This window comes from Flavobacterium sp. DG2-3 (assembly GCF_030730925.1).
Taxonomy (GTDB): Bacteria; Bacteroidota; Bacteroidia; order Flavobacteriales; family Flavobacteriaceae; genus Flavobacterium.
Window position 1 is genome coordinate 41,393 of sequence record NZ_JAVAMB010000012.1, and the last position, 16,781, is coordinate 58,173.

13 protein-coding genes are annotated in these 16,781 nt (G+C 34.4%); 5 read left to right on the forward strand and 8 right to left on the reverse strand.

The annotated features are described in order from the left end of the window. Window positions 1-335 precede the first annotated feature (335 nt). The gene (carB, locus tag Q9Q97_RS16350; protein WP_306159007.1) at window positions 336-3,191 is read right to left on the reverse strand and encodes a carbamoyl-phosphate synthase large subunit; all 2,856 of its coding nucleotides are present in this window, start codon (window positions 3,189-3,191) and stop codon (window positions 336-338) included. 147 nt (window positions 3,192-3,338) lie between these two features. Continuing rightward, window positions 3,339-3,500 carry a 50S ribosomal protein L34 gene (gene rpmH / locus Q9Q97_RS16355; RefSeq protein ID WP_008464848.1) on the reverse strand — a complete coding sequence of 54 codons (162 nt, stop codon included), beginning with the start codon at window positions 3,498-3,500 and terminating at the stop codon, window positions 3,339-3,341. 169 nt (window positions 3,501-3,669) lie between these two features. Here rpmH and Q9Q97_RS16360 point away from each other — a divergent pair, with 169 nt between their 5' ends. Then, entirely contained in the window at window positions 3,670-4,185 is a 516-nt protein-coding gene (locus tag Q9Q97_RS16360) for a DUF2892 domain-containing protein (RefSeq protein WP_276172333.1), read from the forward strand. Between the two features lie 84 nt (window positions 4,186-4,269). Here Q9Q97_RS16360 and Q9Q97_RS16365 read toward each other — a convergent pair whose 3' ends face one another. Both Q9Q97_RS16365 and Q9Q97_RS16370 read right to left on the reverse strand, forming a co-directional pair. Beyond that, entirely contained in the window at window positions 4,270-4,830 is a 561-nt protein-coding gene (locus Q9Q97_RS16365; protein ID WP_306159042.1) for a hypothetical protein, read from the reverse strand. A 180-nt stretch (window positions 4,831-5,010) separates the two neighbouring features. After that, the gene (locus Q9Q97_RS16370; RefSeq protein ID WP_306159044.1) at window positions 5,011-8,175 is read right to left on the reverse strand and encodes a hypothetical protein; all 3,165 of its coding nucleotides are present in this window, start codon (window positions 8,173-8,175) and stop codon (window positions 5,011-5,013) included. Between the two features lie 1,224 nt (window positions 8,176-9,399). Between Q9Q97_RS16370 and Q9Q97_RS16375 the strand changes: the two genes are divergently transcribed. Further along, the gene (locus tag Q9Q97_RS16375) at window positions 9,400-10,104 is read left to right on the forward strand and encodes a S24 family peptidase (RefSeq protein ID WP_306159046.1); all 705 of its coding nucleotides are present in this window, start codon (window positions 9,400-9,402) and stop codon (window positions 10,102-10,104) included. Between the two features lie 338 nt (window positions 10,105-10,442). Here Q9Q97_RS16375 and Q9Q97_RS16380 read toward each other — a convergent pair whose 3' ends face one another. After that, the gene (locus Q9Q97_RS16380) at window positions 10,443-11,102 is read right to left on the reverse strand and encodes an alpha/beta hydrolase (protein ID WP_306159159.1); all 660 of its coding nucleotides are present in this window, start codon (window positions 11,100-11,102) and stop codon (window positions 10,443-10,445) included. 299 nt (window positions 11,103-11,401) lie between these two features. Between Q9Q97_RS16380 and Q9Q97_RS16385 the strand changes: the two genes are divergently transcribed. Next, window positions 11,402-11,686 carry a GNAT family N-acetyltransferase gene (locus Q9Q97_RS16385; protein ID WP_371878221.1) on the forward strand — a complete coding sequence of 95 codons (285 nt, stop codon included), beginning with the start codon at window positions 11,402-11,404 and terminating at the stop codon, window positions 11,684-11,686. A gap of 94 nt (window positions 11,687-11,780) precedes the next feature. Here the strand turns inward: Q9Q97_RS16385 and Q9Q97_RS16390 are convergent, their stop codons facing one another. After that, window positions 11,781-13,415 (reverse strand): ABC-F family ATP-binding cassette domain-containing protein, encoded by a 1,635-nt coding sequence (locus Q9Q97_RS16390; RefSeq protein ID WP_306159050.1) that lies wholly within the window; start codon window positions 13,413-13,415, stop codon window positions 11,781-11,783. A 244-nt stretch (window positions 13,416-13,659) separates the two neighbouring features. On the opposite strand from Q9Q97_RS16390, the gene Q9Q97_RS16395 reads away from it, so the two are divergent. Next, window positions 13,660-14,103 (forward strand): PepSY-like domain-containing protein, encoded by a 444-nt coding sequence (locus Q9Q97_RS16395; RefSeq protein WP_306159052.1) that lies wholly within the window; start codon window positions 13,660-13,662, stop codon window positions 14,101-14,103. A 159-nt stretch (window positions 14,104-14,262) separates the two neighbouring features. On the opposite strand, the gene Q9Q97_RS16400 is transcribed toward Q9Q97_RS16395, so the two are convergent. Together Q9Q97_RS16400 and Q9Q97_RS16405 are read right to left on the reverse strand one after the other, a co-directional pair. Beyond that, window positions 14,263-15,438: a GlmU family protein gene (locus Q9Q97_RS16400; protein ID WP_306159054.1), complete on the reverse strand. Its 1,176-nt coding sequence runs from the start codon at window positions 15,436-15,438 to the stop codon at window positions 14,263-14,265. 300 nt (window positions 15,439-15,738) lie between these two features. Next, entirely contained in the window at window positions 15,739-15,993 is a 255-nt protein-coding gene (locus Q9Q97_RS16405; RefSeq protein ID WP_007804523.1) for a type B 50S ribosomal protein L31, read from the reverse strand. A gap of 249 nt (window positions 15,994-16,242) precedes the next feature. Here Q9Q97_RS16405 and Q9Q97_RS16410 point away from each other — a divergent pair, with 249 nt between their 5' ends. Next, window positions 16,243-16,773, forward strand: coding sequence for a DUF4199 domain-containing protein (locus Q9Q97_RS16410; RefSeq protein WP_306159056.1), 531 nt, complete (start codon window positions 16,243-16,245; stop codon window positions 16,771-16,773). Window positions 16,774-16,781: the final 8 nt, after the last annotated feature.

A 16,781-nucleotide genomic window follows, 5' to 3' on the forward strand; every position in this document is an offset into this window, starting at 1 on the left:
CTTGTAGGTTTACATTATACACAGGGTATAAAATATAAAACTCAAAATACCTACAAGGTTTTGAAAACCTTGCAGGAAAAGAACTTTAATTCGTTATCATTCCATTAGGAATGTCTCATTGGTAAAAAAAATAGAAAATCAGACACATTTACGTTCCGTAGGAACGTTTGTTTGTCAATTATTAAAACGATACCTAAATCAAACGTTCCTACGGAACGTAAACAATGATAAAAACATAATTTTCTACCAATGAAATGTTCCTACGGAACAACATTATAAAAAAAAGGAGCAGTCTAATTAGACTGCTCCTTTTTTTTATATAATAGAATCTGAGATTATTTACTCAAATACATTTTTCTTCTAGAGTACAATTCGTAGAATTGATCGTCTTTTAAGTCATCAATAAACAAGATGCTTTCTCCTGTCGATTTCATTTCTGGCCCTAACGCTTTGTTTACGTTCGGGAATTTGCTGAAAGAGAAAACTGGCTGTTTGATCGCATATCCGTTTAATTGCGGGTTGAAATCAAAATCTGTTACTTTATTGTGTCCTAACATTACTTTTGTAGCGTAGTTTACGTAAGGCTCTCCGTAAGCTTTCGCGATGAACGGAACCGTTCTAGAAGCTCTAGGGTTTGCTTCGATGATATAAACTGTATCATCTTTAATTGCGAACTGAATGTTGATTAAACCAACCGTTTTTAAAGCTCTAGCAATTTTATGCGTATGATCTTTAATTTGCTGCATTACAAATTCTCCCAAGTTGAAAGGAGGCAATGTCGCGTTACTATCTCCAGAGTGAACTCCACATGGCTCGATATGCTCCATAATTCCGATGATGTAAACATTTCCATCAGCATCACAGATTGCATCAGCTTCTGCTTCGATTGCTCCAGCTAAGTAGTGATCCAGTAATAATTTGTTTCCTGGAATAGCTTTCAACAAGTCGATTACGTGCTCCTCTAATTCTTTTTTGTTGATTACAATTTTCATTCCCTGACCTCCTAGTACATAAGAAGGACGAATTAAAAGTGGGAAATCTAAAGTATCTGCTAATTTAGAAGCTTCATCAGCCGTTTCTGCGATTCCGAATCTTGGAAAAGGAATGTGCAATTCAGTCAATAAGTCAGAAAAACGTCCTCTATCTTCTGCTAAATCAAGCGCATCAAAACTAGTTCCGATGATTTTTACTCCGTATTTAGACAATTTATCAGCCAATTTCAAAGCTGTTTGCCCACCTAACTGAACGATTACCCCTTCTGGTTTTTCGTGCTGAATGATATCATAAATATGCTCCCAGAAAACTGGTTCGAAGTATAATTTATCAGCCGTATCAAAGTCAGTTGAAACCGTTTCAGGATTACAGTTGATCATGATGGTTTCGTAACCGCATTCTTTTGCAGCCAAAACTCCATGTACACAAGAGTAATCAAACTCGATTCCTTGTCCGATTCTATTTGGTCCAGAACCTAAAACAATTACTTTCTTTTTCTCTGTAACGATACTTTCGTTGTCTACAAAACGTTCTCCGTTTGCTTTTTCGATTTCAGCTTCAAAAGTAGAGTAGTAATAAGGAGTCTGCGCTTTAAACTCAGCCGCACAAGTATCAACCAATTTGAATACACGGTTGATTTTTTGCTCCATACGTAAAGTATGAACTTCACTTTCTAAGCAATTCATCATGTGTGCCAATTGTCTGTCAGCAAAACCTTTTTGTTTCGCTTCCAACAATAATTCTTTTGGAAGATCTGAAACTTTATAGTTAGAAATTTCTTTTTCTAAAGTGTAAAGCTCTTCGTATTGTTTCAAGAACCACATATCGATTCTTGTAATTTCGTGAATAGTACTCAACGGAATTCCCATTGCGATTGCATCGTAGATTACGAAAACACGATCCCAGCTTGCGTGAGTCAGTTTGTCGATAATCAACTCGTAATCTTTGTATCCTTTTCCGTCAGCTCCTAAACCATTTCTCTTAATTTCTAAAGATTGAGTTGCTTTGTGAAGCGCTTCTTGAAAAGAACGTCCGATTCCCATAACCTCACCTACAGATTTCATCTGAAGACCTAAAGTTCTGTCTGAACCTTCAAATTTATCGAAGTTCCAACGTGGTATTTTTACGATAACATAATCTAGAGTTGGTTCGAAAAGAGCCGAAGTAGATTTTGTAATTTGGTTTTGCAATTCATCTAAGTTATATCCTAAAGCTAATTTCGAAGCGATTTTAGCAATTGGATAACCTGTAGCTTTTGATGCTAAAGCAGAAGAACGAGATACACGAGGGTTAATCTCGATAGCTACGATATCTTCTTTTTCGTCTGGCGAAACTGCAAATTGTACGTTACATCCTCCCGCAAAGTTTCCGATGCTTCTCATCATTAAGATAGCATAGTCACGTAATTTTTGGAAAGTTGTATCTGATAATGTCATCGCTGGCGCAACTGTAATCGAATCTCCAGTATGGATTCCCATTGGGTCCATGTTTTCGATAGAACAAATAATTACAACGTTGTCATTTTTATCTCTTAAAAGCTCTAATTCGTATTCTTTCCATCCCATCAAAGCTTTGTCAATTAAAACTTCGTGAATTGGAGAAGCTTCAAGACCTCTTGTTAAAAGCTCATCAAAATCTTCTTTTTTGTAAACCACAGCTGCTCCAGTTCCTCCAAGTGTAAACGAAGGGCGAATTACAAGCGGGAAACCAAATTCTTGAGCGATTTCTTTTCCTTCTAAGTAAGAAGTAGCTGTTTTTGCTGGTGCAGTTGGCACTTTAATTTTTTCTAAAAGCTGTTTAAACTGCTCTCTGTCTTCTGTAATATTGATTGCGTTAACATCAACACCGATCAATCTTACTCCGAAATCTTGCCAGATTCCTTTTTCTTCAGCTTCCAAACACAAGTTTAAGGCTGTCTGCCCTCCCATTGTTGGCAAAACAGCGTCAATTTGTGGATGCTCCTTAAGAATTTCAATAATCGATTTTGTAGTTAATGGTTTCAAATAAATATGATCGGCCATAGATGGGTCGGTCATAATCGTCGCTGGATTTGAGTTAATCAAGATAACTTCAATCCCTTCTTCACGAATCGAACGTGCAGATTGAGATCCTGCATAATCGAATTCGCAAGCTTGACCAATAACAATAGGTCCTGAACCTATTATTAAAACGGATTTAATTGATGTGTCTTTAGGCATTTTGTATGTATTGTGTAGTTATAAAAAGTCTTCTAAAAAACATTCGTAGTCTATTCTAAACTAGAATGTTGGGAAAATTATTACCGACAAGGTATAAAAAAAGGCGATACTAAAAAAGTAATCGCCTTATGTATGTTTATACAAACATTATTTTTTGTGTCTAGGCTCGCTAGAAACAGTTAATTTATGTCTTCCTTTTGCTCTTCTACGCGCTAGAACTTTTCTTCCATTCGCAGAAGCCATTCTGTCCATAAATCCGTGCTTATTTCTTCTTTTTCTTTTCGATGGTTGAAATGTTCTTTTGCTCATTGCTTTGTATCTTTAAAAATGGTATCTATTAACTCTTTATTTTGGCTTTGGATATCGTTATTCAAAAACCGAGTGCAAATATACAAAGCTTTTTTTTTCTGGCAAGCACTTTTATAAAAATATTTTTAATTCATTTTACTATATTTGCAATCACAAATTTACAACAATTATGTTTCACAAAAATATTAAACTTATTTTGGCCGGACTTCTAGTGGTGGCGGGCATTTGGCAATTTACAGAAAGTAATATCGGAAATGGAATTTTTCTTATATTATTGACTGCGATTCCAATTTTTCTTTATTTTAAAAACGAATTTATCCTTTTAGCTTTCCTTAAATTAAGAAAACAAGACTTTGAAGGCGCTAATAAATGGTTATCATATATTAAAAATCCTGAAGGTGCATTAGTAAGAAAACAACAAGGTTACTTAAATTATTTACAAGGCATCATGTTATCTCAAACCAATATCAACCAAGCAGAGAAACATTTCAAAAAAGCAATCGAACTTGGACTATCAATGGATATGGATTTAGCTGTAGCTAAATTAAACCTTGCCGGAGTTGCAATGTCACGCAGAAGAAAGCTTGAGGCAACTAATCTGTTAAACGAAGCTAAAAAGCTAGATAAACAAGGAATGCTGAAAGAACAGATTACTATGATGAAAGAGCAAATGAAGAAAATCTAAAGATTTTTTAAAATTCCAAATATTTAAAATCCCAAATTCCCCCGAAGCGTCGGGACGAATTTGGGATTTTTTTTTTGATTTCTATTAATAAGCCATGACTACATTTGAGAGTTGTGATAAATTTATAAACTTCATCCAACAATTCCATTTCATCTTCAGGAAGTAATTATATGCAAGCTCAAGTAACAGCATTACATCAATCTCAGTTTGCTGTTCTTTCTCTAATGCCGAATACAGCGCATCTTCTTTTTTATAAACTTGAAGCCCACATCTAATCATTCCTGCTTTTTCTAAAAGACTGCGCTGCGTTTTTGCTCTATTGTTTAAATAGTCGTTTTCTGCAGAAACAATATATTTGGTATTGTCAAAGTTAGGCTGTTCTTCGGTGCAGGAAATAAGGAAATTTTCTTTGTTTACCACAAAATCCATTCCGCCGTCATCGGTAAGTATAAAATTAGATATCCCGGCATAATTATTTTTAAGTGGCACCGCTAGAACCGCTTTTCCTTCTCCATCTAGCTTGCCTGTGGTGACATACACATATTGTTTACCTGCATAATGCGTAAAAGTAAGGTTTATCGTGTGCGCCTGCATAACGTTGGTAAAACCCAAAATGGCCACCATTTTTAATAGTAGCTTATTCATGACATTATTATAAGATTTACACTATAGTAGTTGTTTTCATAAATTAGAAATACGCCTTTCATAACTGCCCGTAGACAGTATATGAAAAGCGTAGTTTCTTTTTCCGTACTTATTTTAAGTTATTCTCATAGGTTTTACTTTTTCATTCTTTAAATAAAATGTTTTAAGTAAAGTATTCTGTTAATTTATTGAGATACAACGAATTTTTGTTTTGCAATCAGTACAACTAACAGGCAAAGAAGCAGCGGTAGAATTAAAACTAGCGACATGAATCGTATAATTAGCATAAGTACTCCACAACATAATAGGATAATTAAACCCACGATCCACATTATTTGCATTGAATTGCGAAGCATTAGGAAACATCAAATTGTTGCCCAGCATAGTACCTCCGTATCCACTAAAGTCTTTGGTGCCCACGAAACTTAGCTTATTATTTCTTGCAACTCCATCCCATTCCTCATAAGTTGGCACTCTATAACCATCAGGACAAGGGTCAGAAGCCGTTTTGGCACCAGTAGTATCATACCATCCTCTACTTACGTATGTTGCAGTCGGTGTTTTTGCCCCCTGTGAATAATTATCCCCCAACAAACCTGGTACCGGTGTAAAAGGATCTAAAGATTGGTCTGCTCCTAAATTATGGCACATAAATTCTTTCCACTTTGTAGCGCTGATAAGTGCACCACAGCACGCACAGTCTTTGATCTTAGCGGTTAGTTTTACGGTTTTATCTGTACCTGTACCTGATGCATTATCATTATAAATCGCATAGATATCTACAGAAAGTGCACTTGTCGCGTCTTTTCCTTTAGCATCTCCTGTTCCTGCGCTACCACTGCTTAATGTTGACTTATAAACCAACACTGCCGTTTGTGCACCTGTTACGTTAGTCGCTTGTGATTTGTCAACTGTTGGGGTCAGAGACTGTACTATATGACCGCTATACGATTCTACATATACAAAACGCACTTTACTTACTGTACCGCTTGGGGTAAACATATAAGTCTGTGTATTGGTTGCTGTTAAGTTAAAATCTGATTTATTAGACAGACGGCTTGCCAATGCACCGCAAGAAACTCCGTCATTGCTTTCTGCAATATCAAAACAGGTTTTACCGCTCAAAGAACCAGTTCCTGTTGGTATAGAAGCAGGATTTTGTGCCGCTACTACTGTAAACACTGGTGAAGTTCCTGTTTTATTTCCTGCACAGCCATTCGTTACCACACAATATAGATAAGAAGTACCAACTGCGGTTGGCGTATAAGTGTAAGCAGCTGTTGTAGCTCCGCTTATAGCTGTTCCTCCAGTAGTGCTTGCGCTCGTGTTGCTGTACCATTGGTAAGTTGCACTAACAGCGCTTGAGGCAGTCACTTTTAAATCTACCGATTTGTTTGCTACTGTATTTTGCGATATAGCAGACTGTGCTGTTACTACTGGCGTAGGACAGTCATTGTTTAATATGATCGCAAGTTCTGCTGGCACTGAAGTACCACAGCTGTTTATTGCTGTTACTTTAATGGTAACTGTTAAGCCATCCGTTCCGCTAGCCGGAAGCTGCACCGAAACGCTTGCGCCAGAACCTGTTACAACCGCTCCGTTATCTGCTGTCCAAGTGTATGATGTTGCCGGACCAAATTCAATAGCGGTCTGCAAGGTTACTTTTGCTCCAAATACTGCTGTAGCTGGCTTGGTTACAAAAGAAACTACCGGTAAGCTGGAAAGCGTGCTAGAGATCGTTTTTGTTGCCAGCGTACTGGTACAGCCAGTAGTATTTGTTACTGTTCCGCTGTATACTGAACCTGGCGTAGTTACCGTAATGGTAGCTGCTGTTTCGGCCATTTTTACATTATCCTTGTACCAAGTATATGTATACGTTCCCGGTGTAGCCGGCACTAATGTTAAATCGGTGCTTCCATCGCAAAGAGTTGCATTTCCTGTAATATTAGGCTGCTGCGGCGTGCTGCCGCTTACAATGTTTTTTTCGATTACACTAGCCTCTGCTGGACATTTAGAACCGCTGTTATCTGTAGCAACCATACGCAGTGACATGGTAGCCTGTCCGCTTGGCACTATATATGGGTTTGTCGTAATAACATCATTACCATTATACCATGTATAGGTAACACCATCTAATTTGTTGGCAATGCTTAAATTTAAAGATCCTCCGGCACAGAAAGAACTGAACGTATTTAACGCTACACCATTTACCAATACATCTCCCGCTGCAACATTTACTTGTCCTGTTGCTGCACTTTTTGTTATTGTCAGGATATTAGACTGTTTAGAATAACAGCTGCCATCTTTTACGGCTGCAAACCATTCGCCCACATTACTGTCTCCAGAAATATCTATGTTCGCACCTGTTTGTCCTTCTACTCCATTATGAAACCATACAACAGTACCGCTACCTGCTCCAGTTGCCGAAAGTTTCACAGCATTGGTTCCGCAGATTACTCCGTTATTAGAAGCCATTATACTGATGCTTCCCGGTGCTGCTGTTGAAGATTCTGTTACATTGCGTTCGTTTGCTGCATTGGTGTTACATCCTACAGCACCCATAGAAATATTGTATTTCCCTTTCTGGTTCGCAATATAATATGATACTCCGCGCGCTACCTCAATACCGTTGCGTGTCCAGATTAATTTATCCAGATTTGCTGTATTTGAAGGCACTGATAAATACACAGAACCTCCTGCACATAATGTTAAAGATGATGCACTCGATGGCGAAATTGCCGGTGCAGTATATGACATAGAATTACACTCTACTCCATTTTGTGAGAATAAAAATTCTTTATACAGACTTGTACATGTGCTTGTTACACGCACTAAAACCGTATGTGTGCTTACCGTTTCGTTTGGCATGAAAGCAATTTTAAAACTTCCGTTGCTCTCATCTACATCATACAACGATGCATATTGGCTTCCCGCCGTAATAGCAATTGAGAAAGGCCCATTTGGACAGTCTGGATCAGTAATGTTAAAAGTGCTATCGCAGCCCGTACCGTTAGCCGGTACATTTACACAGGGATCTGGGCTAATGCTAGTTTGTGATGTTCCTTCACACAAACTCACCCAGCGTGCTTTGTTCCAATACTCTACACAGCCTGTTGTTTTATTATAGATCGTAAGACCTTCCCCTTTATCATTCCCTCTTACGGCAAATGCATTGCGCTCTGCAGTGGTCATTTGAGGCAGTCTAAGTCCGCCTTTATTCAGCAGTTCCAGAACAGAGAAAGCCTCGGGCTCTTTTTTTCCTCCTATCGTCATCTGAGCCTCCATGTTTACCGAAAATAATATGGCCAGAAGCATCAGCCACATCGAAAATAGATTTTTCTTCATTATCTAATTATTAAATTGTTTTAAATTGAAGCTTTTTTAAATAGTAAAAAAAATAACAGATTACAAAATATACAGTGCTGTTAATCAACTATTGGCAAACCATTTTTAAACTTCTTTTTTTTTAGTTTTATTTATCATTCAACTATAAGGAAGAAATAACAGGCTATTGTTGTAAGAGCTGTCATTTCTTTTTATTGTAGTATTCTTTTTCATTGCGTTTTATCTTAAATAAAATTCGATTAAATTATAGCTGATGCATTACCAGCCTGTATGTTATTCCTGTTTATTTTGAAATTCTTTTTTATTCCAAAAGATTCAGGTACTGTTTTCAATTTTATCATTATCTTTTAAGCATCTGCCTCAGTATATTTTCAAATAATTGCTAGTAACACTTTTAATGTATTACTATTTTCATCCCTCTTCATTCCGTTCATTTAATACTACATAGGGTTTTGCCCTATAAGAAAAAAAACCTTACAAAGCAGAATGATGATGGTCTGAAAATTTTAATAAATCGCAAAAAAAGCAAGTAGTGCTTTTCTTATAAGGCGTTTAGTTTGTAAAACCCCTAATAAAACTTGGGTGCTATATTAGAGTCTAAATATATTAGTGCAGCGGTGTGGTATTGCCGCAGTAATAGTAATTTGTATGCCTGTTTTTAGACTTAATTGCAGGTTCTGATTTTTTAGCATTTGCACAAAACAAATAGTATTAATATTATCTATACCCTTTTTTATCTTGTTTGGCCGCAGTATTATATTTTACTGCTATCACTCCTATTTGTGACTGCTATTGTATAAAATTTACGCTTTGAAACAAAGATTAATAATTTTTTAAACGAATTTCAATAGTGCACCATACTATGTAATGGTTACCGATATTTTTTTAATTAAAATTTCATAATTATATCTTTAATAATTTTGCTTACTTGATCTTCTAATAAGATTGAAAACTGTATCCTTGTTTACTTCCTCCATTATCAAATAATCTTCTTTGATCTTATTTGCCGTCATCCCCTGCACAGATCCATTAATACTTTTGCGTATGTAATACTTTGACACGCCATACTTTATAAACAGGGCTTCCAAAATATTAGAATCATAGGATTTGTAAATTTTTGTCTTACTTTTACCCATAGCTTTATTTGTTAAAACGTAGCAAAGATATAAACTAGTTTACAATAAAACAAGAAAAAAAACTAAAATTCCTACAATTGATACATAGATGACTGAGTTACAGAGAATTAAAATAAGCTTAAAAACATTAATAAGTTTAGGTGTTGCAAAAAACCAGGAAGAGATTGGAAGGTTATTAGGATACTCAAATAAGTCATCTTTTTCTCAAGTAATCAATGGTATTGTTAACCTGCCTGCTGATTTTGTAGACAGATTATGCCATCTAAATTCAGCAATTAATAAAGAATGGATTAAAACAGGAAAAGGCAATATTCTGGAAAATAACAACAGCACTAACAAAAGTTATAATGGAGAGAATATTACTATAAATACAAATTACAGCGATAGTACATATCTAAAAAACCAGGGATTATCTTTAATTTCTCCCGAAACTATGATTGAGTACAATTCTGGAAACAAAGATATTACAACGCAACTTAGAAAAGATTTTGTTATTCCAACTTTTAAAGGATCTGATTATTTGATTACCGTGATAGGCAATACTATGTATCCAAAATATAATAATGGCGACATCGTTGCCTGTAAACATCTATCGCAGACTACTTTTTTTCAATGGAATAAAGTATATGTAGTAAATACAGCACAGGGCATTCTGGTGAAAAGGATTTGCAAATCCAATAACCCAGATTTTATCACAATTGTCAGCGATAATAAAGAGTATGATTCGTTCGAATTGGCCAAATCTGAAATACTGTCTGTTGCGATTGTAACTGGAGTAATTAGACTAGAATAATGCCTTGTTTCTTTCAAAAATATAAACTTATTTATATTTTTCTCACTAAGATTCCCTAAAAAAGGGTCTTTTTTCTAAATTATTTTCTTGAATACTTTATAGAAAAAATAAATAAAATCTTACTTTTTATTTATTTAACAAAATTATCTTGAATGAGATAACAATATTGCGGATAACTTTGTTTCTTGATCTTTGTCAAAATTTTTGACCTTTGACAAAGTTGAGCTCTAAACTGTCGATAAAAAAGAGAGCTGGAATTAGAAACCTGTCAGGTTTACTTTGCGCAAACTCTGTCTAGGCTTGGAATTTGGAATTTCATAAATTGAAATTTTCATATTTTAATCTTCTAATATTATCGAAGGCAAATTCTCATTCAGCCATTTATACTTATTTAATATCATGATATGAGTTCCTCCTTTTACCAGAATGCATTTGTCTATATATTTTATTGGAAAAACTTCATCTTGATCGCCGTGAATGTGAATTACATTCTCATCAATTTTATCTCTATCCCATAAAATCACGCTTTCTACCGCCCATTGCAGATAACCTAGATCACGAACCGATAAAAATTTCTCATATAATTTAATTCTCTTATTGACTTTTTCGCCAAAAGAAAACTTAGCTAACTTCTCAATATTAAGAATTAACTGCATCGGGATAAGTTTATAAGCTTTCGTTCTCTTCCCTATTTTCATTCTTCGCGGAAACTCAAGATTACTTCTAACACTCGATATAATAATTACTTTTCTTGTTTTTATATGTTTAGAAATTTCCTGAACTAGAATTCCGCCAAAAGAAACTCCAATTAAAACTGGATTCTCATGCTGTATTTTTTCACTAATTCGAAGCGCATAATCTGACAACGATTCTTTCGTATTCGGAATTTCCCACTCCAAAAGATACATATCAAAAACATCTTCATCCAATTTTATCCTTTCAAAAATAGATGAACTTGCTGCCAAACCTGGCATAAAATAAACTGGAATTTTACTCATAGCACCAAAAGAGATTACGATTACAATTATTATTTCTAAAACTAAAATTAGCTTTTTTACTGTAATCTTAATCAAAATTCAAGCCTTAATTGTGTAATCGATTCCAAAAAAAAGAAACGAATCGCAACGCTTCTTTAAAATTTTATTTAATATTGAAAATCAAATGATTACCTTTGCATTTCGAAATATTTATTGATTTTAAATCTTATAAAGAGTTTTCTTTCAAAAATGTTTTGAAATCCCAAATTCGCTATTTACCAATAACCTAACAAGAAATTACTATGGAAACATCTGTAACTATGGAAATCAAAGACAACACATTTGCACGCCAATTCGAAACTGTCATCCCTGAAGGAATGTTAGCAGTTGAGTATTCATTTCAAGAAAAAAAGATCTTTTTAACCAAAATCAACAAGCCCGATTCTTACGAGAACGAAGAAGCAATCAACAATTTGCTAAAAAATATTTTAGAATTAAGTTCTGAAAAAAATTACAGAGTAGTTCCTATCCACCCGAAAATTGTTTCTTTTTTCAAAAAAAATCCTAGATACAAAGAATTACTTCCTCCGGGAATCAGAATCTAAAAATCGCCGATAATACGGAATCTTAATAATTATAAAGAAATAAAAAAAGCACAAGGTAACTCTTGTGCTTTTACTATATATATTTACTTAGGATCTATTTTTCGATCTCTCTCATAGAATCCATTTTTTTATGAGCTAGGAAACCTGCAACATCTTCAAAATGCTCTTTTACTCTTTTGTTTCCGAATTCGAAAACTTTAGTAGCCAATCCGTCAAGGAAATCACGGTCGTGAGAAACCAAAATTAAAGTTCCGTCAAAATCCCTTAAAGCATCTTTAATAATATCTTTAGTCTTCATATCAAGGTGATTTGAAGGCTCATCCAGAATCAATAAGTTAACTGGCTCCAGCAATAGTTTAATCATCGCTAGACGCGTTTTTTCTCCTCCAGAAAGCACTTTTACTTTTTTAGTAATATCATCCCCCTGAAACATGAAAGCTCCTAATATATTTTTGATTTGCGTTCTAATATCTCCAACTGCAATACCATCAATTGTTTCAAAAATCGTTGCATTTTCATCTAGCAATGCAGCCTGATTTTGAGCAAAATATCCAATTTGTGCATTATGTCCAATTTCAACGCTTCCAGAATCCACGCCGATTTCTTTCATAATCGCTTTAATCATAGTCGATTTCCCTTCACCATTCTTTCCGACAAAAGCCACTTTCTGTCCTCGCTCGATTACGATGTTTGCGTCTTTAAACACAACATGATCTCCGTACGCCTTAGACATGTCCTTTACAATAACCGGATATTGACCAGAACGTGCTGCTGGCGGAAATTTTAATCGTAATGCAGAAGTATCTACTTCATCAACCTGAACAATTTCCAGTTTTTCAAGCATTTTTACACGAGATTGAACCGCATCTGTTTTAGAGAAAGTCCCTTTGAAACGGTCGATAAAAGCTCTATTGTCAGCGATCATTTTTTGCTGTTCGTCGTATGCTTTCTGCTGATGAATTCTACGGTCTTTTCTTAATTCTAAATAATGAGAATATTTTGCTTTATAATCGTAGATTCTTCCCATCGTCACTTCGATTGTACGATTGGTAATATTATCTACAAACGCCCTATCGTGCGAAATTACCACAACTGCTTTTGCCTGATTCAACAAGAAATCTTCTAACCATTGAATACTTTCAATATCCATGTGGTTGGTTGGCTCATCTAGCAAAATTAAATCTGGTTTTCTTAATAAGATTTTAGCAAGCTCGATACGCATTCTCCATCCTCCCGAAAACTCAGAAGTCTGACGCGTAAAATCTTCACGCTCAAAACCTAAACCTACTAGAATTTTCTCAACTTCAGCTTCGTAATTTACTTCTTCAATAGCATAGAATTTCTCGCTTAAGTCCGAAACTCTTTCAATCAGCTTCATGTATTCATCACTTTCATAATCGGTACGAACTGTCAGTTGCTCATTGATTTGATCAATTTCAGCTTTCATTGTAAAAATCTCACTGAAAGCTTTTGATGCTTCTTCCATTACAGTTGCACCATCTTCAGTAAGCAAATGCTGAGGCAAGTATGCAATTACAGCTTCTTTTGGAGCAGAAATGCTTCCTGTAGAAGGTTTGTTTGCTCCAGCAATTATCTTCAAAAGCGTAGATTTTCCCGCACCATTTTTACCCATAAGGGCAATTTTATCATTTTCATTAATAGCAAAAGAGACATCGCTAAAAAGTGTAGTTCCGCCAAACTGAACCGAAATATCGTTAACTGTAATCATTTGTCTTTGTTAATTTGTTTAATCGGTTAATCGTTTATCTGACTACCCATTTTTTTCGTGCTGCAAAGATATATTTAATTAGAGAATGTGCCAATGAGATAATTAGATAATTTTGAGAATGTGTCAATTAGATAATTGCTAATTTAAATAATGCCTCAATTGTAATAAACGAAACTCAAATGGTTTTGAAAAATTTAAAAAATTTAGCCTTATCTTGTACTATAATTTTAAAAATCAGCAAAATATGAAAACGAAATTAAAACTGACTATTTACTTGATTGCAGGGTTAATGTTTGGACTTTCTGCAAATGCGCAAAAAACGGTAATAAAAAAAGAGGCTTTACCTGCAAATGCACAAGCTTTTTTAAAGACTCATTTTGGTTCAAAAAAGCCGACTTATATTTTAGAAGACAAAGAAATTCTATCTACAGAATACCAAGTTAAATTTAACAACGAAATTGAGATTGAATTCGACAAGAAAGGAAACTGGAAAGAAGTTGATGGCAAAAATACTGCTATTCCGAAATCTATCGTTCCTAAAAAAATCGCTTCTTACATCAAAACCAATTTTCCAAAAGAAAAAGTAACTAAAATAGAAATTGGAAGTTCTGGTTATGAAACAAAACTTACCAATGGCTTAGAATTAAAATTCAATTTAAAAGAAAATTTCGTTAAAATCGACAGATAAGGCAAATTAGGAAATGTGACAATTAGAAAATTAGATAATTGGAAAATTCTCAAAACTTTAAACACAACAAAACCCGACAGGTTTTAAAAACCTGTCGGGTTTAACTATTAAAAAATGCTTAGAAAAATTATCTAATTATCAAATTGACTAATTATCTAATTAATCTTTTCTCCACTTTTTAGTTTCTTCAAAAACGTGTTCTAAGATTGCTTGTTCTGTTGCATCAAAATCTATATTTCGTCTTGACAAAACTAAACGCGCTGTTTCAAAAGCTTTTTTAGTTACATAGGTTGTAAAACCTGCCGCACCGCCCCAAGAAAAACTTGGCACAAAATTGCGAGGAAAACCAGATCCGAAAATATTAGCGCTTACACCAACAACAGTTCCAGTGTTAAACATCGTATTGATACCACATTTACTGTGATCTCCCATCATTAAACCACAAAACTGAAGTCCAGTTTTGGCAAACCCTTCTGTTTCATAACTCCAAAGTTTTACTTCTTCGTAATTATTTTTTAGGTTCGAGTTATTAGAATCTGCTCCAATATTACACCATTCACCCAAAACAGAATCACCTAAAAAGCCTTCATGCCCTTTATTTGAATTCGCAAAAAGAACCGAGTTTTTAACCTCGCCGCCTATTCTAGATCCAGGCCCTACAGTTGTTGCGCCATACACTTTTGCCGACATTTTAACCATAGCATTTTCGCATAGAGCAAAAGGTCCTCGAATTGCAGTTCCTTCCATAATTTCGGCATTTTTACCTATATATATAGGTCCAGTTGAAGCATTTAAAGTTACAAACTCTAATTTTGCTCCTTCTTCTATAAAAATGTTTTCTGGAGAAATTACGTTAACGCTTTTAGGAATTGGTTGCGATGTGCGATCTTCCGTAAGAAATTTAAAATCCTGACGAATAGCAGCATCATTTTTTGAGAAAATATCCCAAGTATGTTCAATAGTGATACAATCTTCGTTGTATGGAATAATTTCATAAGAATCAAAATCGACTTCTTCTTGGTTTTCGCTTGCAAAAAAAGCAATTACATCTTCACCTTTAAAGATTGCCTGATTTTCTGTCAAATTAGAAACCATCTCTGCAAGAGTATCATTTGGCAAATACGCTGCATTGATCATTACGTTTTCTTCCATTTCGACCATTGGAAATTTTTCCGACAAATATTCCTCGGTGATAGTCGTTATAGTCGAACCTAAATATTTTTCCCATTTTTGGCGAATGGTCATAATTCCGACTAAAATATCAGCTACAGGTCTAGTAAAAGTAAAGGGTAATAAAGCATTCCGAACGGGACCGTCGAAAAGAATGTAGTTCATAAATAATTGAGTGTTTATTAAAAATTAGTTTGGTTACCTAGGGTCAAAGTTACAAATATTTTAATTGTAGTATTTGTCGCGTATTATCCTATTCTGAAAAAAGAGTATATTTTTAATATAAAAATAACTTTGGACGAAGATTTAAACGCAAAGAACGCAATGGCAAAACGCAAAGTTCGCAAAGCTTATAATAAAAACCTTTGCGAACTTTGCGTAAATCTTAGTGCTCTTTGCGGTTAAAATCAACAATAAAAAAAGCCTCCCGAATTGGAAGGCTTTCTATATAATTTAAAACAGCTATTATTTTTTAGCGTGTTTAGCGTATTTAGTTTTGAATTTATCAATACGTCCTGCAGTATCGATAAGTTTAGATTTACCAGTATAAAAAGGGTGAGATGTTCTAGAAATCTCCATTTTTACAACTGGATACTCAACTCCGTCAACTTCAATTGTTTCTTTTGTATCTGCAGTAGATTTAGTGATAAAAACGTCATCATTAGACATGTCTTTAAATGCAACTAATCTGTAATTTTCTGGGTGAACTCCTTTTTTCATCTTTTCTTTTATTTATTGTTTTAGAGCATTTTTATTTTGAAGCTTTTTCATGGTTAGAAAAAGGTATAAACAAGCACTACTCTTTTTTGTTTAAAAATTTAATTATTTTTGAGTGTGCAAATTTACAATTCTTTTTTAATAAACAAACAGTTAGCTTACTTTTTTTTAGTTTATTTCGAAAAGCTTTTTTTATATCCGTTTATAGTGGGAATTACTATATTTGTGGATTAATTTTAAACATATCGAAATATGATTAATGAAGTTATAAAAAAGAATGGAGTTACTTATGGTGTAATTATCGGAATTGCATCGGCTTTGGTTACCGCTACAATCTATGCTGTTGATTTAAACTTATTTACAGCTTGGTGGATGGGAATACTTACAATCGTAATAAGCCTTACAATTAGTATTATCTTACTTTCTAAAACCAAGAAAGAATTAAACGGCGTTTTTCCTTTTAAAGATGCTTTTACTACTTATTTTATAGCTGCAGTAATTGGTATTTTAATATCTACAACTTTCAACATCGTATTATTTAATGTTATTGATCCAGGCGCAAAAGATACTTTGAGCGAAATTATGATCAAATATACTGTTGGCATGCTGCAGAAATTTGGCACACCAGCCTCAGCAATTAACGAAACTATTGCTAAAATGAAAGAAAGCAATCCATATTCTACTTTCGAATTATTAAAAGGATCTGTTTTCGCAATTGTTGTCAGTGCTATTTTCGGATTAATTTTCGCAGCATTTTTTAAAAGCAAATCTACACAAGAATAAAAATATAA

Coding starts and splice junctions, on each gene's coding strand:
- carB (WP_306159007.1), bottom strand. CDS start 3,191: ATGCCTAAAGACACATCAATTAAATCCGTTTTAATAATAGGTTCAGGA.
- rpmH (WP_008464848.1), bottom strand. CDS start 3,500: ATGAGCAAAAGAACATTTCAACCATCGAAAAGAAAAAGAAGAAATAAG.
- Q9Q97_RS16360 (WP_276172333.1), top strand. CDS start 3,670: ATGTTTCACAAAAATATTAAACTTATTTTGGCCGGACTTCTAGTGGTG.
- Q9Q97_RS16365 (WP_306159042.1), bottom strand. CDS start 4,830: ATGAATAAGCTACTATTAAAAATGGTGGCCATTTTGGGTTTTACCAAC.
- Q9Q97_RS16370 (WP_306159044.1), bottom strand. CDS start 8,175: ATGAAGAAAAATCTATTTTCGATGTGGCTGATGCTTCTGGCCATATTA.
- Q9Q97_RS16375 (WP_306159046.1), top strand. CDS start 9,400: ATGACTGAGTTACAGAGAATTAAAATAAGCTTAAAAACATTAATAAGT.
- Q9Q97_RS16380 (WP_306159159.1), bottom strand. CDS start 11,102: ATGAGTAAAATTCCAGTTTATTTTATGCCAGGTTTGGCAGCAAGTTCA.
- Q9Q97_RS16385 (WP_371878221.1), top strand. CDS start 11,402: ATGGAAATCAAAGACAACACATTTGCACGCCAATTCGAAACTGTCATC.
- Q9Q97_RS16390 (WP_306159050.1), bottom strand. CDS start 13,415: ATGATTACAGTTAACGATATTTCGGTTCAGTTTGGCGGAACTACACTT.
- Q9Q97_RS16395 (WP_306159052.1), top strand. CDS start 13,660: ATGAAAACGAAATTAAAACTGACTATTTACTTGATTGCAGGGTTAATG.
- Q9Q97_RS16400 (WP_306159054.1), bottom strand. CDS start 15,438: ATGAACTACATTCTTTTCGACGGTCCCGTTCGGAATGCTTTATTACCC.
- Q9Q97_RS16405 (WP_007804523.1), bottom strand. CDS start 15,993: ATGAAAAAAGGAGTTCACCCAGAAAATTACAGATTAGTTGCATTTAAA.
- Q9Q97_RS16410 (WP_306159056.1), top strand. CDS start 16,243: ATGATTAATGAAGTTATAAAAAAGAATGGAGTTACTTATGGTGTAATT.